The organism is Hungatella sp. (assembly GCF_046966825.1).
Genome location: NZ_JBKVCZ010000083.1, coordinates 1 through 22,624, shown reverse-complemented (window position 1 = coordinate 22,624; position 22,624 = coordinate 1). Strand labels below are relative to the sequence as shown.

At 47.8% G+C, this 22,624-nt stretch carries 18 protein-coding genes; 2 read left to right on the top strand and 16 right to left on the bottom strand.

Annotated features, from left to right (window positions below; genetic code table 11):
• Positions 1-30: 30 nt before the first annotated feature.
• The 5 genes from ACLTD4_RS21925 to ACLTD4_RS21905 form a co-directional block, all read right to left on the bottom strand.
• On the bottom strand, positions 31-759 hold the full coding sequence (locus tag ACLTD4_RS21925) for a glycerophosphodiester phosphodiesterase (RefSeq protein WP_117624207.1): 729 nt from the start codon (positions 757-759) through the stop codon (positions 31-33).
• Positions 759-2,483 carry a glycoside hydrolase family 2 protein gene (locus ACLTD4_RS21920; protein ID WP_117624208.1) on the bottom strand — a complete coding sequence of 575 codons (1,725 nt, stop codon included), beginning with the start codon at positions 2,481-2,483 and terminating at the stop codon, positions 759-761. Before ACLTD4_RS21920 ends, ACLTD4_RS21925 begins: the two co-directional genes overlap by 1 nt.
• A 16-nt stretch (positions 2,484-2,499) precedes the next feature.
• Positions 2,500-3,330 carry a carbohydrate ABC transporter permease gene (locus tag ACLTD4_RS21915; RefSeq protein WP_025531175.1) on the bottom strand — a complete coding sequence of 277 codons (831 nt, stop codon included), beginning with the start codon at positions 3,328-3,330 and terminating at the stop codon, positions 2,500-2,502.
• A gap of 12 nt (positions 3,331-3,342) precedes the next feature.
• Positions 3,343-4,236, bottom strand: a complete 894-nt coding sequence (locus ACLTD4_RS21910; protein ID WP_055656898.1) for a carbohydrate ABC transporter permease — start codon at positions 4,234-4,236, stop codon at positions 3,343-3,345.
• A 128-nt stretch (positions 4,237-4,364) separates the two neighbouring features.
• Entirely contained in the window at positions 4,365-5,714 is a 1,350-nt protein-coding gene (locus ACLTD4_RS21905; RefSeq protein ID WP_117624209.1) for an ABC transporter substrate-binding protein, read from the bottom strand.
• 324 nt (positions 5,715-6,038) lie between these two features.
• On the opposite strand from ACLTD4_RS21905, the gene ACLTD4_RS21900 reads away from it, so the two are divergent.
• A complete protein-coding gene (locus ACLTD4_RS21900) occupies positions 6,039-7,010 on the top strand; it encodes an ArsR/SmtB family transcription factor (protein ID WP_055656895.1) in 972 nt (323 codons plus the stop codon).
• A 31-nt stretch (positions 7,011-7,041) separates the two neighbouring features.
• On the opposite strand, the gene ACLTD4_RS21895 is transcribed toward ACLTD4_RS21900, so the two are convergent.
• The 9 genes from ACLTD4_RS21895 to ACLTD4_RS21855 form a co-directional block, all read right to left on the bottom strand.
• The gene (locus ACLTD4_RS21895; RefSeq protein ID WP_147335935.1) at positions 7,042-8,544 is read right to left on the bottom strand and encodes a response regulator transcription factor; all 1,503 of its coding nucleotides are present in this window, start codon (positions 8,542-8,544) and stop codon (positions 7,042-7,044) included.
• 2 nt (positions 8,545-8,546) lie between these two features.
• Positions 8,547-10,469: a histidine kinase gene (locus ACLTD4_RS21890; RefSeq protein ID WP_117624211.1), complete on the bottom strand. Its 1,923-nt coding sequence runs from the start codon at positions 10,467-10,469 to the stop codon at positions 8,547-8,549.
• A 5-nt stretch (positions 10,470-10,474) separates the two neighbouring features.
• Positions 10,475-11,305, bottom strand: coding sequence for an MBL fold metallo-hydrolase (locus tag ACLTD4_RS21885; protein ID WP_117624212.1), 831 nt, complete (start codon positions 11,303-11,305; stop codon positions 10,475-10,477).
• A 10-nt stretch (positions 11,306-11,315) separates the two neighbouring features.
• Positions 11,316-12,149 carry a carbohydrate ABC transporter permease gene (locus ACLTD4_RS21880; RefSeq protein ID WP_002602193.1) on the bottom strand — a complete coding sequence of 278 codons (834 nt, stop codon included), beginning with the start codon at positions 12,147-12,149 and terminating at the stop codon, positions 11,316-11,318.
• A gap of 4 nt (positions 12,150-12,153) precedes the next feature.
• A complete protein-coding gene (locus tag ACLTD4_RS21875; protein WP_038257721.1) occupies positions 12,154-13,035 on the bottom strand; it encodes a carbohydrate ABC transporter permease in 882 nt (293 codons plus the stop codon).
• A 32-nt stretch (positions 13,036-13,067) separates the two neighbouring features.
• A complete protein-coding gene (locus tag ACLTD4_RS21870) occupies positions 13,068-14,537 on the bottom strand; it encodes an IS1182 family transposase (RefSeq protein ID WP_412331561.1) in 1,470 nt (489 codons plus the stop codon).
• Between the two features lie 138 nt (positions 14,538-14,675).
• On the bottom strand, positions 14,676-15,983 hold the full coding sequence (locus ACLTD4_RS21865) for an ABC transporter substrate-binding protein (protein WP_117624611.1): 1,308 nt from the start codon (positions 15,981-15,983) through the stop codon (positions 14,676-14,678).
• 288 nt (positions 15,984-16,271) lie between these two features.
• Positions 16,272-17,114, bottom strand: a complete 843-nt coding sequence (gene kduI, locus ACLTD4_RS21860) for a 5-dehydro-4-deoxy-D-glucuronate isomerase (RefSeq protein WP_055656893.1) — start codon at positions 17,112-17,114, stop codon at positions 16,272-16,274.
• Between the two features lie 191 nt (positions 17,115-17,305).
• Positions 17,306-17,890, bottom strand: a complete 585-nt coding sequence (locus ACLTD4_RS21855; RefSeq protein ID WP_117624612.1) for a flavodoxin family protein — start codon at positions 17,888-17,890, stop codon at positions 17,306-17,308.
• Between the two features lie 588 nt (positions 17,891-18,478).
• On the opposite strand from ACLTD4_RS21855, the gene ACLTD4_RS21850 reads away from it, so the two are divergent.
• Positions 18,479-18,835, top strand: a complete 357-nt coding sequence (locus ACLTD4_RS21850) for a DUF6176 family protein (protein WP_181988634.1) — start codon at positions 18,479-18,481, stop codon at positions 18,833-18,835.
• Positions 18,836-18,886: 51 nt separating this feature from the next.
• On the opposite strand, the gene ACLTD4_RS21845 is transcribed toward ACLTD4_RS21850, so the two are convergent.
• A complete protein-coding gene (locus ACLTD4_RS21845) occupies positions 18,887-20,332 on the bottom strand; it encodes a glycoside hydrolase family 32 protein (RefSeq protein ID WP_117623173.1) in 1,446 nt (481 codons plus the stop codon).
• Positions 20,333-20,392: 60 nt separating this feature from the next.
• On the bottom strand, positions 20,393-22,357 hold the full coding sequence (locus ACLTD4_RS21840; protein ID WP_117623172.1) for a PTS beta-glucoside transporter subunit IIBCA: 1,965 nt from the start codon (positions 22,355-22,357) through the stop codon (positions 20,393-20,395).
• Positions 22,358-22,624 lie beyond the last annotated feature (267 nt).

Below are 22,624 nucleotides of genomic sequence, written 5' to 3'. Positions count from 1 at the left end.
CCGCCTTCCCTGTATGTAAAGTAATCTTCCCTATTTTTGCATTGCCTGCTGCCAGGCGCGGCAGATACCCGGGTAATTCGTAATCGCCCCGCTGCAGTTTAAGTCGCCCAGCCTTTCCAGCAGAGCCATATCATTGATGGTCCAGGCATTGATTTTGATCCCATGGCGGGCGCAGCTCTCCGCCACGGCGCCGGTCAGCTTCGCTCCGTTGGGGTGGTAACACTCAAAGCCGTACTGGCTGCAGTAATATCCCGCGTTGCCCAGTTCGTCGTCCACCAGTATTCCGCACGCTATATCCGGTTCCAGCTCCTTCGCTTTTAACAGGGACACGTGGTTGAAGGACGAGAACATCACCTTCTCTTCCAGATGATACTTTCTTAAAAGGTCTATCGTCTTTTCTTCCAGCCCCTCATAATAGTAAATGCTGGTTTTAAACTCGATATTAGTGGTCACAGGCTCATCCTTCACCCAGATGCAGTACTCCTCAAACGTGGGAATCGCCATCCTGTCGTACTTTCCGTCCCAGCATTTGGCCGCGTTAAACTGCTTTAATTCCTCGTATGTATAATCACGGACATAGCCGGCGCCGTCCGTGGTCCGGTCGATCCGCTCATCGTGAAGGACCACCACCACATCATCCTTTGTCAGCTGGACATCCAGCTCAATCTCATCACATCCGGCCTCCACCGCCTTCTGAAATGCCAGCATCGTATTCTCGGGATACCTTCCGCTGTATCCCCGGTGTGCAACTACTTTCATTACCGGTTCCTCCTGTCATTGATTTCCTTAATTTTTTCCGGGTCAAATTTATACTGATGGGTGCTTGTCAGAAGGCCGTTGGTCTCCTGTTCCACATCGGTCAGCTGCGTATAACAGTATCCGCAGATCAAGTCTGAATCGTAGACCGCGTCAAGAATCCTGCTGTATTCCTTTAAGAATTCCGACCGTCCGATCGCCGTATAGCCCCAGCCGCTCTCGTCCTCCGAGACTGCGATTCCGCCGAACTCAGTCAGCACCACCGGCTGCTTCTGATAGGAATGGCCCTTTGCAAACAACCGTTTTTCCACAATCTTAGGCAGCTCGTCGATCTCTTTTAAACAATTTTTATATAATTCCTGCTGTTTCTGGTCGTCCTCTCTTCCGTGCTGGTAGGAGTGAACTGCACAGATATCCGTGTCCGTCATCTCCCAGCCGTCATTGGATATCACCAGGCGGGTGGAATCCAGGCTGCGGGCCATATAATAGAGGGATTTAGAAAAGCTCTGCTGCTCCTGATTCTCGTAGATGCCGGGGACGCCCCAGCTCTCATTCAGCATCCCCCACACAATGATGCTGGGATGATTGTAATCCCTGCGGATCACATCCATCCACTCTCTCATAAAAGCGCAGGCTCCCTCCGGCGTATAGACCCAGAAGCTGGCCATCGCCTCCCACACCAGAAATCCCAGATGGTCCGCCCAGTATAAGAATCTGGGATCTTCCACCTTTTCATGCTTCCTGCACCCGTTAAAGCCCATGGCCTTGGACATCAGGATATCATTTTTGTAATCCTCATCGGACGGAGCCGTGATCAGGCTCTCCTCCCAGTACCCCTGGTCTAAGAGAAGCTTCTGATAGTAGGGCTGGTTGTTTAGATAGATTCTTCCGCCTTCGATCCGGACCTTCCGCATGCCGAAATAGCTTTCCACCCGGTCAGTCATCTCCGTGCCGTTTTTAAGCGCCATGGTGACCTCATAGAGATTGGGATTTTCCGGCGACCAGTAAGCTCCCACAAAATGAAAGGATCCGTTTAGCGCCTTCTTCTGAAATACATCCACCGTGATGGTGTTGCACAGCTCGCGGCACCACACGGTACCTTTAAATACGGGCTTTTTCTCCCGGCAGATGGTGATCATCGCCTCGCACGGAAGCGCAGTCCCCTGCTCCAGCCGGTAGTCAATCTTCACCGTACCTTCATCGATGTCCGGCGTGAAGCGAATCCAGGAAAACCGCGACGCGGACACCGGCTCCAGCCATACCGTCTGCCAGATTCCAGTGCTGGGCGTATACCAGATAAAGCTGGATTCATCCTCCCAGTACTGTTTTCCCCTGGCGATCTGCTCATCCTTCAGCCAGTCTTCCACCTCCACGCGGATGCACTCTTCCCCCCAGTTCAGGCAGTGGGTCACATCAAAGCTGAAAGGCGTCTGGCCTCCGGAATGGGTCCCGACGCACTGCCCGTTGACCCACACCCGGCAGAAGTAATCGACCGCACCAAAATTCAGCAGCACCGACCGCCCTTTCCAGGTATCCGGCACGAAAAAGGTCCGTTCATACACGACGGCATCCTCACGAATCCGCTCACCGATCCCGCTCTTTCTGCACTGGCATACGTATGGCACCTCAATCGTTCTCTTTTCTCCGCCCAGATAAAAATCCCAGGCCCCATTTAAATTTACCCATTCACTCCTCACAAAATCAGGACGCGGATACTCATCTCTCATACTTCATCCTCCAAGCTTATTTGATACCCGACTGTGTAAATCCTTTAACGACATACTTATTGGCAAACATGAAAATAATCAGGACAGGCACCACCGATACGAGGGTCGATGCCATCATAAGGCCGGGGTTCGTATAATTTTCCCCCAGGACCAGCGCGGCGATTCCCAGTGTCACAGTCCGGTTCTCCTGCTTGTTGACCACCAGCGACGGCCAGAGGTAGCTGTTATAGAGTCCGAGAAATGTGATAAAGGCCTGTGTGATCACCACCGGCTTCACCGACGGAAGAACGATGTGCCACAGCACCTGGAAGACATTGGCGCCTTCCACCAGCCCTGCCTCCTCCAGTTCCTTCGGGAATGCCAGCAGGAAGTTATAGATCAGATAGATGCACATAACGCCGGAGCCGGAGGGTAAGATCAGCGGCAGCAGCGAATTGAGCATATTAATCTGCTTGAAGATATAAAACAATGGGAAAAATGTCACGATCTCCGGAATTGCCATCGCCCATACCAGCCCCACCACGATGAACCGCTTTCCGGGAACCGGAAGACGCGCCAGCGCGTAAGCCGCGAGAACGCTGGTCGTAATTCTCAATATCGTACCGCTGACCGTCACCACCGCCGTATTCATCAGCCATTTAAAGATCGGTGCCGTGGAGGTGCTGGCAAACAAATCCCTGTAATTCTGCAGCGTCCACGTATGGGGCAGCAGTGTGGAAGAGGTCATCGCCTCCGCCAGGCCCTTAAAGCTGGTAAAAAGCATGAAGAGCAGCGGCAGCAGAAACGCGTATGCGATCACGCAGGCACACATGACCAGCAAAATCCGGTTAAAATATTTCTTTTTCATCTTGCCGCCCTCCTATTTTAAATTATCTTTCTCTTTGGTCAGGTAATACTGTCCGACAGAACAGAGGATGATGACCACTCCCATGAGAATCGTCATCGCACTTCCCACGCCCAGATCGTTGCGGTCCATGATCGTAGAGGTGATCATCATGATCAGGGGCTTCGTAGTCTCTCCCGGCCCGCCCTTCGTCATCAGCCTTGGCTGGCCGTAGACGTTGAAGGAAGCGATGATCGTCGTCATCAGGACAAAGAAAAACACGTTTTTGATATTTGGCAGAATGATGTATCGGAGCTGTACCCAGAATCCTGCGCCATCCATGGCGGAGGCCTCGTACAGATTGGTGTCAATTTCATTGAGTGCGTTGACAAACAGCATCATATTGTAGCCGATCGTCCACCAGACCGTGGCTACCGTCAGCGCCACCCATACAAATGGCTGCTGCTCCATCCAGGGAATCGGTGACTTAATGATTCCCATGCTGAGCAGCATGTTGTTAAAATAACCGCCGTTTCCCTTCATCAGCCATACGAACACCGCCGCCACAGCGGTTACGGAAACGGAATAGGATGCAAAATAAATCGTCCGGAAAATCCCCTTCAGCCGTTCCGGCAGCCGGTCCAGCAGAAGCGCCAGAAACAGGCTTCCAAACACCAGAAACGGAGTGGTGAGCACGACGAATATTACCGTATTGCTCAATCCCTGTATAAATGATTTGTGGTACATGGATGAGGAAAATAAAATCTTGATGTAATTCGCGAATCCCACGAACCCTTTGTTTCCCTGAATCAGACTGTATTTTGTCACGCTCATCGCGATACCGTATACAAATGGGATCAGCCAGAACAGTAGAAAAAACAGTAGAAAGGGAATGATAAACAGCACTGCCGTGCCTTTTCTTTTCTTCATGATAACCTCCCGTCTGCTGCCCTGCAGCTTGCGTCAGAAATATTGCTGCTCCCCCGCGGGAACAGTGACTCAGAAAGGGCTGCCGCACTCATATTCTTAAAAAGCGGCAGCCCCTCATGGTTTAACGATTATAATTCAGATAATTCTGTCGCAATCTCCGTTGCGTTCTTCAGCTCCTCCATCAAATCCTCTTTCTTTAAATCAGGGGTCTGGATTACCATGGACCATACAGTTGTATTGACGTATTTCACCTGTTCCCTGATATTGTAGATGGCCGGAAGAATCATGGCGTAATCAAAGATCTGATAGTTTACATTGGCAACCGGATACTTCTCTGGAGACTGTTTTACCAGTTCCATGGTCTTTAAATGAATCGGAGCCTGACCGGAATCTGCCCAGTTTAACATGATCTCCGGCTGGTATGCGAATTTCATAAATGCTGCGATTCCATCGATCTTCTTCTCGTCTGTCACCTTTGCAGATACGCCGAAGGTATGGCCGCCGGCCGGAACCACTTTCGTGTCACCGTACAGCTGCGGAAGTGTGCCGATCCCCAGGTTGTCGCCCAGAACTTCTTTGGCAGCCGTATAATTCCACGGTCCCGTCAGAGCTGTAGCTGCGCTGACATTGGTGTTGTCCTTGGATTCTTTAATAAAGGTGTTGAAATGGTCGTTGTCGCCTAAGCCTGCCGCACTGATATGATCCTTATAGATCAGGTCATGAATCTTCATAAATGCGTCTGCGATCTCATCGGTGTCCATCTTGATATGCTCGCCTTCCACCCAGTTGCATCCGGACTGGCCGAGAGCCGTCATCCATGCCCACTGATGGTCGCCGGTAAGCGGGATCGACATCGGGTAGATTCCTGAATTTTCAGAATCCAGCTGATCGCGCAGTGCCTTCATATCGTCGTACGTCTTCGGTATTTCTTTTACGTATTCTTTATTGTAGTAGAAGGTCTCTGCGTATAAGTCTAACGGGAAGGCAAAAATTCCGTCGTCGTACTTGGCATACGTCTGGGTAATCGGATGCCAGTCATTCTCAAAGGACAGCCCCGCCTTCTCATAGATGTCAGATACTTCTCTTAAAAGGCCCAGCGCGTGATACGTGGAAATCCAATCCGCATGAATAATCAGCATGTCGAAATCATCCGATTTGAACTTCGTGTAATGGTCTGCATCCTGAAGCTGCTCGATAAAGTACTGATCCTGGGACTCGTTAAACGCATCCACAATCTTGGTCATAAACGGACCGTCGCCGCCGGTAAAGCCGTTGATAAACGTAATTGTCGTCTTTTCCCCCGCCGGCTGTGCCGCAGTCGTCTCCTCCGCTTTGGCCTCGGCCGTTGTCTCCGCCTTGGTCTCCGCCGGTTCCGCCGCTTTCGTCGTCGGTGCTGTTCCTCCGCCGCCGCACCCTGCTAACGACAGAGTCATAACCGCCGCCATTGTCAGTGACATCATTTTCTTCATTTTTCTCATTTCTCCCTCTCCTTTTCTTTTTTATTCCTACTTGATTTTTAACCCGACTTTAATTACAATAAATATGTATTAAACAGAGAAAATTCACCCCGATTTATGTAATCCCCTCTCTGTAAATTCACATTTATTACATAATTCATCTTACCATATTTTGTGTATTATATCAAGTATGTTTTGTATTATGCCCGTATTTTTATATATATTTGCCAATATTTGTGTCACTTTTTTATTACAGTTGATATTTTATTATATTTTTTATATAATAAATATACGGTTTTAAATTACAGTAATTAAAAAATAATGTAAGAAAAGGAGAAACTGTCCATGTCACGAAAACAGAAAGCCCCGGTTAAGATCATCGGTGAGCGTGATATCCAGCTTCACTTAAGCAATCCGGCCCATCACGACCAGATTGTCAGGATCGGAAAAGCCCTGTCCTCTCCAATCCGCCTCAATATTTTAAACCTGTTGAAAAATACGCCCCTCTCTTTACAGGAGATCGCGGACATTCTCTCCATACCCGTGTCCTCCACGGCGCTGCACATCAAGATCCTGGAAGAGGCGAAGCTGATCGTCACGGAAACCCAGCCCGGACTGCATGGTTCCATGCGTGTCTGTATCTGCAGTATGCAGACTTTTCACCTGGAGACCTTTGACGCGGACGCGGATCTGGCTGATAATACGATCACCCTGGATATGCCTGTGGGCAATTACTATCAGATCGAGGTGGAGCCTACCTGCGGTCTGGCGGATGAGAACGGCGTCATGGATGCATACGACAGCGCCCGAACCTTCTACTCCCCGCTGCGCGGAAATGCACAGCTGATCTGGTTTCAGCAGGGCTTCGTGGAATACCGCTTTCCCAACCTGACTAATCCCTTATTGGAGCTCCACGAAATTTCTTTCTGCATGGAGCTCTGTTCCGAAGCCCCCGGCTTCCTGGAGGACTGGCCGTCCGACATCACCGTCTCCATCAATGGACACGAGGTCGCCACCTACTGTTCCCCCGGAGATTACGGTGCCCGCCGCGGCCGCCTGACTCCCCCCGCCTGGCCCAATGGCCGCACGCAGTACGGACTGTTAAAAAACTTCTCCGTCCGGGAAAGCGGCAGCTACTTAGACGGGCGCCTGATCGATCCGCAGTTGTCGCTCAAAGACTTGAAGCTTCAGGATCACCCCTACATCTCGCTGCTAATCCAGATAAAAAAAGATGCCAGGCATATCGGAGGCATCAATTTATTCGGGGAAAAGTACGGAGATTTTCCGCAGGGGATTGTGATGAATCTTATCTATTAGAGGGTGCAGGGCGACACCGATACCCGTGCACTTATTTATCGATATCAATCATCTTGCGGTACTGCGTGGGGGACATGTCCATCTCTTCCTTAAAGACACGATAAAAGGTAGTCATATCCGGGTACCCAATAAGCTCTCCAATCTCATACAGCTTCAGAGACGAGTCTTTCATCAGCTGGAGCGCCTTCTGGATTCGGTATCGGCGCAGGTAACGGACAAAAGTCACTCCCGTCTCATTTTTAAAGAGTGTAGAAAAATAATTGGGATGAAGCTTCACCTCATCAGCCACATCCGGGAGTGTAATTTCCTTCCTGTAATTAGCCTCAATGTACCGGACCGCTTTCTGAACCATAAAGCTGTTTGCACTCTCTTTTGCATATTCGTGGTAATCGTAAATATACTGATGCCACAGTTCCAGAAAACGCTTATATAAATCGTAAGCCGAATACGCTGTCTGTATAACATTTACCAAGTCCATATCGGTCAGTTTGTAATGGCTGATGACCCGGATAAACCCGTTGTCCTTCGCCATCACCCTGTACACGATATCAGACAGCAGCTTCTTCGTATCTCCTACATTCTTTCTGGACCTGCACAGATAGGCAAACAGCTTCTCCGAGGACTTCTGCAGCCCGTCAAAGCTGCCATTACAGATATGAAGACATACCTCATCCACCAGGCCCGCGGATGACTCTCCTTCATCAGTGCCTTTGTCCGGAAAATCGTAAAAAGTCAGGCTGAGGGCCTGTCTGCACTGGTCAAAGACATGGTCTGCACTGGAAAGGCAGAATAAATCGCTGACTGCAATATATTTATATTTTTTCTTCAGCATTACTTTCAGCTTTTCATACTGCTTTTTACTGATATCATTGACGATCACCACCCAAAGCCCCTGATAAATCCCCTGCAGCAGTTTAAAACTGCTGCTGACCTTTGCATACGCATTCTGAGTGGCGATAAAAAGTGTCTCGGCCTCCTCCTTTTTGGGCTGATAGCCGCGGAATACCTCCTGCAGAACCATAACAGAATCTCCGGCGTATTCCGAGACCAGTTCATCGATTTTATCGTTCTGCATCAGCTGTTCCACCCGGTGCTGCTGGATCAGCATCAGCTTTTCCAGCCCCATCTGGTGGTTGTAAAATTTTTTCAGATAGTTTGTCCGCTCTGCGCTTCTCATGCACTTTTGAAGGACCATGGAAAAATCGTCAGGATCAATCGGCTTCAGAAGGTAATCCACCGCCCCATAACGGAGTGCCGAATGGACGTATTCGTAATCATCAAATCCGCTGATCACTATGATCTGCCCATCATACTGAAGACCGTTAAGCCGTTCCATCAGTCCGATTCCGGAGCACCTTGGCATCTTTACATCGGTAAATATAATATCAATAGGATACATACATACTTTTTCAAATGCCTCGATCCCATCCCTGCTTTCAAAGACAGCCGCAAAACTGCACTGGGAATCCTCTTTTATAAATTTCCGTATAACCGCACGGATCGCATCGTCGTCATCAACTATTAAAATCTGCAAATTCACATCTTCCTTTCTGCAAATGGAGTCAAGCCCCCTGCCGCAAGCGGCGAAGCATATGACCTCGCGGGAATAACCACGATCACACTGGTTCCGAAAGGGGGACTGGATTCAATATGGACATTATACTGCGATCCATAAAACAGCTGTATTCTCCGGTTTACATTGCGCAGTCCTATGGTCTTAAATTTCTCATTTTTCCCCTGTATGTAATCATTCAAATCTGTCAGGTACGGTTCTTCAATTCCCGGACCGTTATCAATGACCTTAAAGATGATTTTTTCGTTCTTCACATATCCCAGCAGCTCAATGCTGCCGTTCTGCGTCTGCATGCTGATGCCGTGGTAGACCGCATTTTCAATCAGCGGCTGCAGCAGGAGCTTCAAAATCCGGTGGTCATAGAGTTCTTCCTCTATGCTTACGCAGAAATTCAGCTGCTCCTTATAGCGGATTTTCTGAAGCTCCATATAATCGTGGAGTTCGTCCAGTTCCTGACGCACGGTGACCGTATCATCCGGCTGTGAGATACTGTAGCGAAGACTGCGCCCTAAAAGGACAGCCATATAGGCAAGCTCCTTTTCTCCTTTCAAATAGGCTCCCGCAGATATGCTCTCCAGCGTATTATATAAAAAATGAGGATTGATCTGCGCCCGGAGCATCTGGATCTCCAGGTGGTTATACTGCAGCTTCTGCTCATACTTTTCCTGGATCAGGAGATGAATCTCGGAGGTCATGGTCTCGAAGGACTTTGAAAAATGAGTCAGTTCATCCTTTCCCTCATCATCCAGTGTTATCGAAAAATTCCCCTTTTCCACCTCTTTGCAGGCCGCTTCTAAACGGCGCAGGGGATTCCTGATACTGTTCACAATACTGCTGAAGCAAACGGCAAGTCCTGCCAGCACAAGGCACATGAAAATAAAAAATGCCCGTTCCTGGCGTATGATATATTCCACATAGACATCATAAGGAGTCAGGACGGCCGCTGTATATCCCTCCGCTGTCACCGTATAATCGCACAGATACCGCCTGCCTCCGATATTCAGCTTTTGTGAACGGGCCGATGTCTTTTTGTTGTCATCCCCAAAGGAAAGCGCCCGTGAAAGTTCTGATGTGTATTCTGCGTCCAAATCACCAAACAGCAGTTCTCCCTCCCGGTTAAAAACAGACAGCTTCTGGCTGGAAAACGTCCTTTTATCTTTGAAATAGTCCAGAAGCGGCTCTACGTCACATCGGATCAGGATCATACCGATCGGTCTTACCGTGTCGGAATTCACGATCGCCCGAGCCGCATAGAACGAAGTATCCTGCTTTATGAAATGGTCTGTCCCTTCAATCAGATCCTTAGGAAGGCAGTACATTCGGCCTCGCAGCTTCATGACGCGCTCCGTCCACGTTTTATCCAGATTCATCTTCCCCATCACGTAGCTGTGCATATAATAGTAATTTCCGGATATCTCTTTATATACCATATCGTGATCTTCCGTGGAAAGCGTTCTTAAGTAATTTCCCTTTAAGTCTGTAATATCAATCGTTGAAACGCGGGAATTCATTTCCATCAGAGCGTAGCATTCCTTATATGCATTATAGAACCAGGTATACCGGTCTTCGCTGGAGCTTCTTGTAATATCGCCCTGATTGGCGGTCAGAAAGTTATAGATTTCCGTCCGGTCCGGCGCCTGCAGAATCGGCATTTTCGTGGCAATATACAAATCTCTCAGCCAGTCATCCAGGTTGATGGAGATGACAGTCACCACCGTAGAGTTACTGTTCCGGATGGTCGCCCTGGTCACCTGTACCGATCTGATCGTCAGATAAAACAGACAGGCGCATGCCACAGCCAGCACGATCAGTCCAAGAGACATCAGCCTCTGCCGTATGGATATTCCCCGCAGCAGCGTTTCTACCTTCCTTGTAAGCTTCTTCATCTCCACTATATCTCCAGGCAGAAGCCATCGTACGCCACATACCAGCCATCGGTTCCCACTTCCTGCTCCATTTCCTCATGAAGGACGCCGCCATGATGGGAAAAATGGGTGATCACTATTTTCGTATCCGAATTCACGCATCCATACAATTTAAGCCGTTTTATGACCTCCCGGTTATCCGGAATTCCCATATGGTTGGTTCCCTCCTTTTGCCTTCCCATGGTACAGTCTAAGCTGACTCCATCAAGGTGCCCCTCCCGTTCCAGGAACCTCCAGGTCTCATCCGGAAACCAGCCGGTATCATTTCCATACAGCAGTTTCTTCCCGTCCTTTTCCAGGAGATAGATCAGGCAGTTCTGCCTCCTGTCATGAAGCGCAGGAAGGGGAGTAATGGTATATCCCTGTAAATTCAGAGTTTGAAATTTCGTTATGGTATGAAAGGCAAGTCTGCGATCCAGCTCCATGTATGGAGATGCTGTTCTCACGGCCTCCCCGAACCATTCGCAGCATAATTCGTTTCCATAGATCTGAAGGATTCCCGTAACCTCATCCGAGAATCCGTTTCCTCTCATGGTGAGGTCCATGGGATAAAAATGGTCCTGGTGGGCATGAGTCAGAAGAATATTCTGCACGGCCGCCATCGGGACGTGGTACTGAATCATATGGTAATAGGAATCCGGCGGAAAATCGATTAACAGGGAATCATCGACCAGGGCCTGACTGCGGCTCCGTATATTTTTACCGCCTCTTCTGACAGCCTCCCTGCATACGGGACAGTTACAGAAGATCCCTGGCCAGCCTTCCGCTGCCGCGGTTCCAAGATATTGTATTTTCATTCACAGCCTCCTATGATTTTACGGCACCGCTGGTCAGTCCGCTGATAATATATTTCTGCATAAACGCGTAAAAGATAAGAATCGGCAGCATGGACATGAGAATCGTTGCAAAGGTCAATCCATAGTTAATCATATATTCCGTCTTAAAATTATACTGGAACAATGTCAGCGTCCAGTACTTCCAGGAGCGGTTTAAGGTAACCAGCGGTAGCATGAAATCGTTCCACGTCCAGAGCGCCATTTTAATCAGAACCGTTGCAAGCATGGGCTTTAACAGCGGGAACACAATTTTCGTATAGGTCTGAAACGTGCTGGCCCCATCTACATAAGCCGCCTCTTCCATCTCCTGAGGAATCGCTCCCATATATCCGACCAACAGGAATACACTTTCGCAGGTAGAACTGGAGATGCACAGAATGATCAGACCCGTGGGATTTAACATATGCAGGTAACTCATCATCTTAACCAACGGCATCATCTTCACCTGAAACGGAATGAAGATTCCCAGCAGGAGAAAATAGTAGATCCACCGGTAGACACGGCTTGAGGGCATACTTCTCGCTATGGCGTAGCTCATGGCAGGCATGATAATCATATTGCCCAGAAGCACAAACACGGTGATATACGCAGTGTTTTTAAAGGCGGACCAATACTCCTTTGATGTCAGGATTACCCACACATTTTCCATGGTTGCAGGGAGAGGGGGCGTAAAAAAGCTTTTGGCCGTCTGGATATTCGTCTTAAACGCTGTCACGATCGTGATATAAAGCGGAAACAGAATGAGAATCAGCCCCAAAATCAGAACGAAATAGGTAAGTATCCGAACTTTTTTCTTTTTTGTCACGTACTTACACCCCCTTCTTCTTATTCGTAAATGTAATCTGGACCGCAGAAATCGCGGCGATAATAATACCTGCGATGATGGCTTCCGCGATGCTGTAGGCATATTTGTTCTGTGTAAATCCATGTTCATAAATCAATAGTGCGATACTTCTTGTCGCTCCGCCCGGGCCGCCCCCGGTCATGCTCTGGATATAATCGAAGACCATCAGGCCACCCTTCAGTGTCAGGACCAATACGACACTGAGCACCGGCAAAATAAACGGAACCGTGATGAACCGAAATTTCTGAAAATCCCTGGCTCCGTCTAAAGAGGCGGCTTCCAGCAAATCCATGGGGATGGACTGTAAACCGGCCAGAATCAACAGCGTCGGGATCGGAAGCCCCTGCCACAAATTGACGAAGAGAATTGCCCATATCGCCATTCTGGGGCTGCTTAACAGGCTCTTGCTTAAGGTGGGATTTCCAAGAGCTTTTCCAATCGGCGGCAGGATATAATAAAAAATCTGATTAAAAATCAGGCCGACCGTCAGCATGCTGAGCACCGCCGGTATAAAATACATGGAGCGGAAGAACCCGCGCCCCTTTACCGATTGATTCAAAAACAGCGCCAGACATACCGCAAGGATAATGGTCAGAATTATCAGAAACAGGCTATACTTCAGTGTGAATCCAAGCGCATTGATAAACTGCTTATCCTGGAAGATCTTCACGTAATTCTGCATTCCTATCATGTTGAACTTCTTTTTTACCCCGTCCCAATCCGTCAGGCTGTAATACGCTCCCATCAGGATAGGAAAAATAAAAAAAGCAGAATACAGAAGGAAACCAGGAATCGTAAATACCATAAATGTCCTTCTCTTTTTTGCATCAGCTTTGCTTTTTGACATTCTATCTTCTCCTTTAAAAAGGAGAGAGATGTTTACTCTCTCCCCTCAGACTGTAGACAAAATGGTTCCTGGTGCGATGCACCCGGAACCATTTTGAATTTTATATAGAGATATATTGGTTCGAATATACAGACAAAAGAACAGGGTTTCCTTAGCCCGCCCTTTCTCCATTTCCAGATTGCCAGTTTCTTTAGATTCATACATGCAAATAAAAGGGTCAGCTCCATTGTCACTTTTGCCAATCCTCTGTACTGTGTATATCTCATTCCATGTTTTTCTTTTCCGTCTGCAAAGACTCGTTCGATGGTTTCTTTCCGTTTCTGATAGATTTCTTTCATCCCTGTCTGATGACGGATTTCCTCCACCTTTTCCATGTACCCCTCCCATACATGGCGGCTTACCACCTTTACATGGTCTTTGCTTCCTGTACATTGGTTTTGGTACGGACAATCCTTACACTTTTTTCCATCGCTTTTGTATTCTCGGTATCCATCACGGTTTGTTGTGCTGTATTTTAGGATCTGATTATTCGGGCATAAATAACAGTCAAAGTATTCATCATATACATAATCGCTTTTTCGAAAATACCCTTTCTTTGTCATTGGACGTTTATAGGGCATAACCGGAACCTTTCCTTCCTCGATTAGCGTTCTTGCGATTGCTGGTATCTTATAGCCTGCATCCATTACATAGTATTTAGGATATTTTACCCGTTCGCTTACTTTCCGGTACAGTTCCCAAAAGGATACGCTGTCGTGGACATTCCCTGCTGTCACTTCAAAATCTATGACATAATTATTTTTATCACAGCAGGTATTGGCTGCATAAGCAAACACCTGCTTGTGTTCCCCTTTGTGGAACCAGCCACTGTCGGGATCGGTAGTGCTGACCTTTTTGTTTATGGTCTCTGGCGTGGACTCTTTTTCTTTCAATGGCTTTTTCCCGTGTTCCAGCCTGTCCTTCTCTATTTCCTCCTGCAGCTCCTTTTCGTAACATCGGGCTTCTTTTTCCATGGTTTCATTCTGATATTTATGAGGGTTTGCACTGGCTTTGATGTGGGTACCATCAATAAAAAGACTTTCCGTATCCAGGAAACCACAGGCATCCACCTCCATTAGAATCCGGGAGAATATCTTTTGAAAAAGATCCGTATCCTTAAAGCGTCTGGTATAGTTCTTCCCAAAGGTAGAGAAATGAGGGATATCCTCATACAGGCCGTATCCCAGATACCAGCGGTAAGCAAGATTCACTTCAATCTCTTTGATTGTTTTGCGCATGGAAGGGATGCCAAACACGTATTGGAGGATCACGATTTTCATTAATACAACGGGATCAATGCTTTCCCTGCCATAAGGTTTGTAGAGATCTTTAACCTCGTCATAAATAAAGCTTAAATCAATGGCTTCCTCCAGCTTTCGAACCAGATGACCGGAAGGGACGAGGTCATCCAGGCTTGCAATCTGTACCTGAGAACGTTCTGAATAATCTTTTTTCCCCATCATAAGAAAAAACCTCACTTTCGTATAGTACTATTATACTACATCGAAATCCTGAGTGAAAGAAAAAAGACAACCGCCTCCTATTAGGAGGCTAGTTGTCTACAGTCTGAGGAGAGAGATGTTTACTCTCTCCCCTGTCATTTATTGATTATAGAAGCTCTTTATTGCGGTATCGCAGGACTGCAGGAATTCTTCCTTATCTCCGTCTATGAACAGCTGCTGAACTGGTGTCCGCAGTTCCTCGCGAAGGGAATTAGGCCAGAAATTAACTGCGGTCAAGAAGGTATCTCCGCTCTGAATCGCAGCGTTGATCTGCTCATGCTCGCTTACTTTATATTCCACGCCTTTGATCAGATTCGGGTTTCCATCGGCGTCACAGTAGGTCTGTGCATTTTCTGTGCGCGATAAGAATTCCAGGAATTTCGTGGCTTCTTCCGGATGCTTCGTATTCGTGCATACGCTGAAGGAACAGTCTACATTAATCGGAACATTAGTCTTCTCTCCGGTCGGATTCGGGAATGGGATCAGAACCACATCGACGTCCGGATTATTATTTCTCAGTGTGGTAAGCCCCCAGGTACCGCACAGCATCATAGCGGCTTCCTCATTTGCCATGGCCGCATACCCGATATTGCTGTCAACACCGAGGGAGTCATCTCCGCTGTATCCATACAGTTTATACATGACATCGGCTATGGTATTCAAAGCTACGGAATCCTCTGCCTTGATTTCCCCTTTGGCAATTTTCTCAAATTCGGAGTTGCTGTCATTGTTGATGACTCCGACCAGACGCTCAAACCGCTGTGCGATATTGCCAAGCTCTTTATCGATGGACACCATGGGCTGAACCCCTTCTGCCTGGAACTTGTCGCACGCTGCGATCAGCTCTTCATACGTGGTTGGCAGCTCGATTCCCTGCTGTTCAAACAACCGTTTATTGCAGTAGATACCAAATGCGCTGACCGAGTAAGGAAGGGCATAGTACTTACCGTCACAGACTGTCATATCCCTAGATTCCTGGGATACCTGATTTAAGAATTCCTGGTCCGAGATATCAATCATGATTCCTTCCCGGAACATATCTTTATAAAACTGCTCCGCCGGATAGGTGTTCAGCAAGTCCGGCATCTCATTTGTTGAAAGTCTGGTCTGCAGAACAGTCCGCCCATCGCTTGTCACGGTTATATTGATCTTGATATTCGGATTTTCCTCTTCAAATTTCTTTGCCAGCTCTTCCATAACCGGCTGTATCTCTGTTTTGGAAAGAAACAGCTCCAGCTCTACCTTTTCCTGCTCCGCCTCCTTTTGGTCCGCTGCCTCTTTCGTCGATTCTGCCGCAGCTTCCCCTGCCGTAGTCCCCGCCGGCTCCGTTTTGTTTCCCGAACTGCAGCCTGCAAGTCCCATTACCACTGCTGCTGTAAGTAACCCCGCCATCCATTTTCTTTTCATATGATCCTCCTTTGAACGATTTTCCTTCTCTATAAGATGATACAATCATACCAGCTTCAAAAATCAATATGAATTGTAATTTCTAATATTTTATTGCATTTTTTAACATTTTTATATTTTTTATCCATATCTCAGGCCGTTTTCCCCCTCTGTAAGGTGATACTGCACAGAACATTCTTAAGACACACTCCAGGACAGGTAACACAAAAAGAACGGGAATGGCATATCAATTATGCCAATTCCCGTTCTTTTCGTCAGAAAGTATCCTGTACGACAATGGAAATTACATTATCTAAGTTCCGTCGTAGAGATTACATCCATATCATCAAATGCCTGATTCTCGCCGCCCATAGCCCAGATAAATGTATAGTTGCTGGTGCCTGCGCCTGCGTGAATGCTCCAGGATGGGCTGATAACAGCCTGCTCGTTCTGCATTACGATGTGTCTTGTCTCGTTTCCTTCGCCCATCATGTGGAATACCACATTGTTCTCCGGAATCTCGAAGTACATGTAAACTTCCATACGTCTCTCATGAGTATGAGCTGGCATGGTGTTCCATACGCTGCCCGGATCAAGCACGGTCATGCCCATGGAAAGCTGGCAGGTCTCAAGTACATCCGGATGGATGAACTGATTGATTACGCGCTTATTGGAAGTCTCCATAGCGCCCAGCGGCTTCTTTGCTGCCTTCTCAATCGGTATAAAGGTTGTCTTACAGGCCTTGTGAGCCGGTGCGCTCACCATGTAGAACTTTGCAGGGTTCGCTGCATCGTTGCTGGAGAAGAGCACTTCCTTTGTTCCCTTTGTGATGTATAAGCAGTCTTTATAGTTCATATCGAAAACTTCGCCGTCAGCTGTGATCTTGCCGGCTCCGCCGATGTTGAAAATACCGATCTCACGTCTCTCCAGGAAATAGCCTGTCCCGAAGTTTTTCCAGATGTCGATTCCCTTGTCGATGGAAACAGTCTCCGTAGTCGGCATGCATCCCAGTGTAACCATACGGTCTACGTGGGAGTATACGGCTACGACTTCATTAGCAACATATAAATTCTCGATTAAAAATTCATTTCTCGTCTCTTCTGTTGTGTAACGTTTAAAATCCTTCTGATTGGCTGAATAACGGATATCCATTTATTAAGAACCCTCCTTGTAATATGTATTAATTTGTAGAAATAACTGACCAATCTCATGGTAACACAAGGAAGTTTTTAATTCAATCCTTTCTTTGAGATATCATAAAAAAGAACATCTTTTCCTGAAAATTGTGTATCTTTTCTACGCGTCTCAGGCCTTTCTTTCTCTCCTCCGTCCGCCTTTTGCCGTCACGAAATGACCTTCAGAATGTGGTCCACATAATTTTGCACCGCCATTTTTGTCTCTTCCGTCACAGCCCGGTCCGCCATCTCGCCGGACACGTGTTTGATTCCATACGCCGGCTGAACCGCTCCTTTGATATTGCACGGAACAGAGATCGGAACCATGCCCATATGCTGGGCAAAGGTATTCATCACCTGCAGGCAGAGCTCCGGCCCGCCGCATCCGTCTCCCGCAGATGTGAAGCACCCGAAATACATCCCGGCCGTAGGCGCTTCCACCCACAATTTTTCGAAGGAATCCATAAATGCCTTCATCTGCGCCGAAACGCATCCGTAATACGTCGGAGAACCGAGAAGCAGCACATCACTTCCCAGAACCTGCACCGCTTCCTCTATAACCGGTACCGCCTCTATTGCATCCTGCAGACACTTGAAATCCTCTATCCTCTTTTCCCCTGACTCGAAGGAGGCATCCGCGGTTCTGTAAAGAGCCACCTCCTGCCCTCTCTCCTGAAGCGCTCTGTAAAAACAGTCTGCGATCTGATACGTGTTCCCGCAGACACTGTGAAATACAATCGTAAATTTTGCCATGATTTTTGTCTCTCCTTTTAATACCGCTATGGTTTTGTAGTTTTGTGAAATTATAGATTTGTGATATTGCAACTTTATTTCTCTATAATTAATCGCGTTATAATTTTATAACTTTATGATCACCGCCTATAGCATTATGTTTTATTATACCAGATGATTAGTGAAAGAAAAGAGCGCTGATAAAATTTGAAAGGAATAATTGCCGCATAGGTTACAGTTCACAGCCCCGTCGTCCTCTGCTTCCCGGTCGGCCTCGGCTGGCTCATGGGCCGTTTCCAGTTCAAGTTTCGGGGATAAGCACTTCTAAACGTGCAGAATTTTTCTAAAAACCAGGGAAAATTCCCAAACTCGCTGCGCTCAGACAGGTGGGAATTTCCCCTGAACGAAAAATCCTGCGCGTTAAGAATTGCTAATCCCCTGCAAAGTCACTGGAAACGGCCCATGAGCCAGCCGAGGCCGACCGGGAAGCAGAGGACGACGGGGCTGTGAACTGCAACCCGCATAGGCATCAATCATGTATAATATAGTTAGTTTCATCTAACCATATTTCAAATAAAAAGAACTCTATATCAAAAGGAGGTCCTACACATGAAAAAGGAAATGGATATCAGGCTGTATAAGTATGAGATCATCAAAGGGAAAGAGGAAACCGCAGAAGAATGGCTGAATTTCTTAAACGTCAACCGGAAGGCGGGAGAGGCCTTATTAAAAGATGAGCACGCTTATCTGGAGGCGTATTTCAAGACAATGGAAGGCGGCACTCTGTATGTCTACATGTTTTTCGCCTGTGAAGATGTGAATTTTTCTAACGATAAGGCGATCAATCAAGGCAGTGGGCTGGATGAACAGCATTTCGCCTATATGAGGGAATGCATAGATCTTTCCAGGAGGGATATCATGGATTGCCTTCTTTACCTTGACAACATGGAAGACGCTGTCAGGTAAGCCAATCCTGATCCCCCCTGAACCCATTGACCAGACAATGAAAAACAATTATCAGACACTTTCTAAGTCCCACAGTCTGATTCTGCTCTTCTCACAATCAATCACGACACGAGATTCTCCGGATGCCGGATAGTATCTGGAAGTGAATACCGTGCTGCCTTGGTTTACATAAACTTCAATTGCAGAGGTATCCATGATGATTCGGATATCCTCCAGACTGTTGATTTCGGCACGCCTCACAGTACGCCCGGCACCTGTCCGGTTTAAAAATTTCATGGAGAAAACTCCGTCCTTATAATCCAGAACCAGGTCCTGGTTAAAACAGATACGGCAGGAAGCTGGTTCCATTCCATTGATATCTTTTTGATTGATATCTTTTTGATTTATTTCTTTCTGATTTATTTCTATTTTATCTATCTCTACCTCATATATCCCCTCGGAAAGGACGGAGGTTTCTCCTGTTTTTACTTCTCTCTCATTTCGGCGCAGCCGCTTTAATTCTTCCACCGGCCTCTGGCACAGCCGGCCGGCCTCATACGTGATTTCCCGGGGAAGCGTCAGGGCATGCTGCCAGCCATCGCCCACCGTCGGATTGCTGTACTCTCCCTCGATATCAGGGAGTCCCATCCAGCCAATTAAGATTCTCCTTCCCTGCTCATCGGTAAATGTCTGCGGTGCGTAGAAATCAAAGCCCTTGTCCCACTCCGTAAATGCCTCCGCTTCCACTATCTGGGGTTTGGCAATCCCTTCCTTAAGGTGGACATAACCGGACTGGTAGACATTCTGATTTTGAAATTCACCACGGGGCAGCCCCTGCGGACAGATGGATAAAAATGCGGCGTCCTCCATCTCAAAACAGTCCGGGCATTCCCACATATAGCCAAATGGATTTTTTGTTGTCATCTCACCGACATACTCCCAGGTCACCATATCGGCCGAATCATAGAGAAGCACCGCGCCCTGGTCACTGTTCTTCCGGGCGCCCAGCACCATATGATATCTGCCATTTTCCTTCCAGACCTTGGGATCTCTGACGTGAAGCGTGCAGTCCTTCGGATAGTCATCATTGGTGAGAAGCAGCCTCTTCTCTCCCGCCCTGCTTCCGTCTTTTGTCTCCACCAATACCTGGGCGGCCTGCCTGCCCTCGTGGATATAATCATAATCTCCCTCTTCCTTTACATTTCCGGTGTAAAAGAGATGGATTCCATTTTCATCGGTCCAGGCGCATCCGGAATAGACGCCATCCCGGTCGAAGGGACGGTCGGGTTCCAGGAAAATGCCCTCGTCTTTCCAGTGGATCAGATCGCTGCTGACCGCGTGGCCCCAGCATTTTCTCCCCTTTCCCAGGGCGTTCTCCGGCACATACTGATAAAATGCATGGTATGTGCCGTGATACTGACATAAGCCGTTGGGATCGTTGAGCCAGCCCGCGGGGGGCGTCAAATGAAGTTTTAAACGATAAGGGTCCTTTGTTTCATTTTCGGTGGTTCGGTTCATGACCGGCTCCTTTCAAATCTGGCGCCGCATCGGTTTTATTCTGGGGAAATCCCGATGCGGTCATCCTTCGGTTACTGTAATCAAAACATCTCCTGCTCTGACGGCGCCCTCCGCGCTCATTGCCACAGACTGATACGCATAACTGTTGGAGATGATCACTGGTGTCGTAATATCGTATCCCGCCGCCTGAATGGCTTCCGCATCGAATTCCAACATTAAATCTCCCTTTTTCACGGTGTCCCCGCTCTTCACATGAGGAGTAAAATGCTTTCCTCCCAGCTGTACGGTATCGAGCCCTACGTGGATTAAAATCTCCGTTCCATCTCCGGACATCAGTCCAATCGCATGGCAGGTTTCAAAGATCGTGACTACGGTGCCGTCACACGGGGAAAAGACTTTTCCCTCAGAAGGTACCACCGCCGCTCCCTTACCGAGAACTTCAGCAGCAAACGTAGGATCCTTTACTTCTGTCATAGGGATGACAGTTCCGCTCAAGGGGCTGTAAACAGTATGGGGCGTGTTCGGAGTACTTTCTGCGGTTGTGTTCACGAAAGGTTCTTTGAAATCATGAGACTCGTTGTCTGCATCTTTTTTATCGTTTGCTTCTTTCTCTTCGTTAGCTTCCTTCTCTTCATTAACTTCCTTATCTTCTTTTTCTTCCTTTTCGTCGTGGAAAAATGACCAGGAAAGGAAGAACGCCACTGCTGCTGCCACGAGAATGACCAGCGCATACTGCCATACATAGTCGGTAGTGATGAGGAATCCGAACAATCCTGTGATTCCGTAAGCGGAAGCGCCGACACCGAGAATACCGGATACCATGGCTCCGCAGGCGCCGCCGATGCAGCCGGCAATAAAGGATTTCATAAATCTTAAGTTCACACCGAAGATAACAGGTTCCGTAATTCCCAAAAATGCGGAGAGGGAGGCCGGAAGCGCCAGCTCTTTCATTTTTTTATTCTTCGTCTTCATGGCTATAGCGAGAGCCGCGCCGCCCTGAGCCACATTAGCCGCCGTGGCAATCGGCATCCAGGTGTTGATTCCGGCAGAGCTTAACAGACCGGCTTCCAGCGCATTATACATATGATGAACTCCGGCCACAACCGTTGGGGCGTAGACCGCACCGGCAAAGAACGAACCGATACCGAATGGAATGGTGATCAGGAACTTCACGCCTTCCAGTACTCCATTTTCCAGCAGCGAGAAGACCGGGCCAAAAACAGTCAGAGTTACGTATCCTGTCACAAGGACCGTCACAAGCGGAGTTACAAATAAGTCAAACATCTCAGGAACGATCTTATGCAGCTTCTTCTCCAGCTTCGACATGAAGAACACCGCGATGACGACCGGAATCACATGGCCCTGGTAACCGGTAAGATTAATGTTATAGAGACCAAACCACACGGAAGCAGTCGGAATCGACTCGGCTCCCGCCACGGACCATGCGTTTAGGAGGTCCGGATGGATCATGACCATACCGATAACGGCTCCCAGAAATGGATTGCCGCCGAAAACCTTTGCCGCGCTGAACGCAATTAAGACAGGAAGGAAGGTGAATGCCGCGCTGCTCATCAGGTGAAGAATCGTATAGGTTCCTGATCCGGCAAGCGCCGGGTATACCTTGCAGATACCTTCTAAAAGTCCCATCAGGAGACCGCTGGCAACGATGGCCGGAATAATGGGGACGAACACATCACCGAGCGCCTTGATCGCTCTCTGGAACGGATTCCCCTTCTTCGCGGCGGCCTGCTTTACTTCATCCTTCGATGCGGCTGTAATCCCGGCCACAGCGATAAATTCCTCATATACTTTATTCACCGTGCCCGTGCCGAAAATGATCTGAAGCTGGCCGGAGGCACTAAATACTCCCTTCACCCCGTCTACATTTTCTATGGCTCCCTTTTTGCAGACCGACTCATCTGCCACCACAAGGCGCAGTCTGGTGGCACAGTGGGCTGCCGATATCAGATTGGATTTTCCGCCGATCAATTCAAATACCTGTTTTGCTGATTCCCTGTAATCCATAATTCCCCTCCTATACATCTTATGAAATTGTTCCCATTCTTTTTGCCTTTTATTATTCTGTCTTCTTTGTGTCTATTTATATTTTTATATGAGATCGATCTCATATCTTGTTTTTATTATATACTCTTCATTCTTTACTGTAAACCGTCCAATATAACAAACAAAAACTATTTTTTTGTATAAAATGCACAAAATCCGCTGTTCTTCATATTTAAAGATATTTTCCATTAAAATAAGCCGGGCCGGACAGCATCCATATCCTGTGTC

Coding starts and splice junctions, on each gene's coding strand:
- ACLTD4_RS21925 (WP_117624207.1), bottom strand. CDS start 759: ATGAAAGTAGTTGCACACCGGGGATACAGCGGAAGGTATCCCGAGAAT.
- ACLTD4_RS21920 (WP_117624208.1), bottom strand. CDS start 2,483: ATGAGAGATGAGTATCCGCGTCCTGATTTTGTGAGGAGTGAATGGGTA.
- ACLTD4_RS21915 (WP_025531175.1), bottom strand. CDS start 3,330: ATGAAAAAGAAATATTTTAACCGGATTTTGCTGGTCATGTGTGCCTGC.
- ACLTD4_RS21910 (WP_055656898.1), bottom strand. CDS start 4,236: ATGAAGAAAAGAAAAGGCACGGCAGTGCTGTTTATCATTCCCTTTCTA.
- ACLTD4_RS21905 (WP_117624209.1), bottom strand. CDS start 5,714: ATGAGAAAAATGAAGAAAATGATGTCACTGACAATGGCGGCGGTTATG.
- ACLTD4_RS21900 (WP_055656895.1), top strand. CDS start 6,039: ATGTCACGAAAACAGAAAGCCCCGGTTAAGATCATCGGTGAGCGTGAT.
- ACLTD4_RS21890 (WP_117624211.1), bottom strand. CDS start 10,469: ATGAAGAAGCTTACAAGGAAGGTAGAAACGCTGCTGCGGGGAATATCC.
- ACLTD4_RS21885 (WP_117624212.1), bottom strand. CDS start 11,305: ATGAAAATACAATATCTTGGAACCGCGGCAGCGGAAGGCTGGCCAGGG.
- ACLTD4_RS21875 (WP_038257721.1), bottom strand. CDS start 13,035: ATGTCAAAAAGCAAAGCTGATGCAAAAAAGAGAAGGACATTTATGGTA.
- ACLTD4_RS21870 (WP_412331561.1), bottom strand. CDS start 14,537: ATGATGGGGAAAAAAGATTATTCAGAACGTTCTCAGGTACAGATTGCA.
- ACLTD4_RS21865 (WP_117624611.1), bottom strand. CDS start 15,983: ATGAAAAGAAAATGGATGGCGGGGTTACTTACAGCAGCAGTGGTAATG.
- kduI (WP_055656893.1), bottom strand. CDS start 17,114: ATGGATATCCGTTATTCAGCCAATCAGAAGGATTTTAAACGTTACACA.
- ACLTD4_RS21855 (WP_117624612.1), bottom strand. CDS start 17,890: ATGGCAAAATTTACGATTGTATTTCACAGTGTCTGCGGGAACACGTAT.
- ACLTD4_RS21850 (WP_181988634.1), top strand. CDS start 18,479: ATGAAAAAGGAAATGGATATCAGGCTGTATAAGTATGAGATCATCAAA.
- ACLTD4_RS21845 (WP_117623173.1), bottom strand. CDS start 20,332: ATGAACCGAACCACCGAAAATGAAACAAAGGACCCTTATCGTTTAAAA.
- ACLTD4_RS21840 (WP_117623172.1), bottom strand. CDS start 22,357: ATGGATTACAGGGAATCAGCAAAACAGGTATTTGAATTGATCGGCGGA.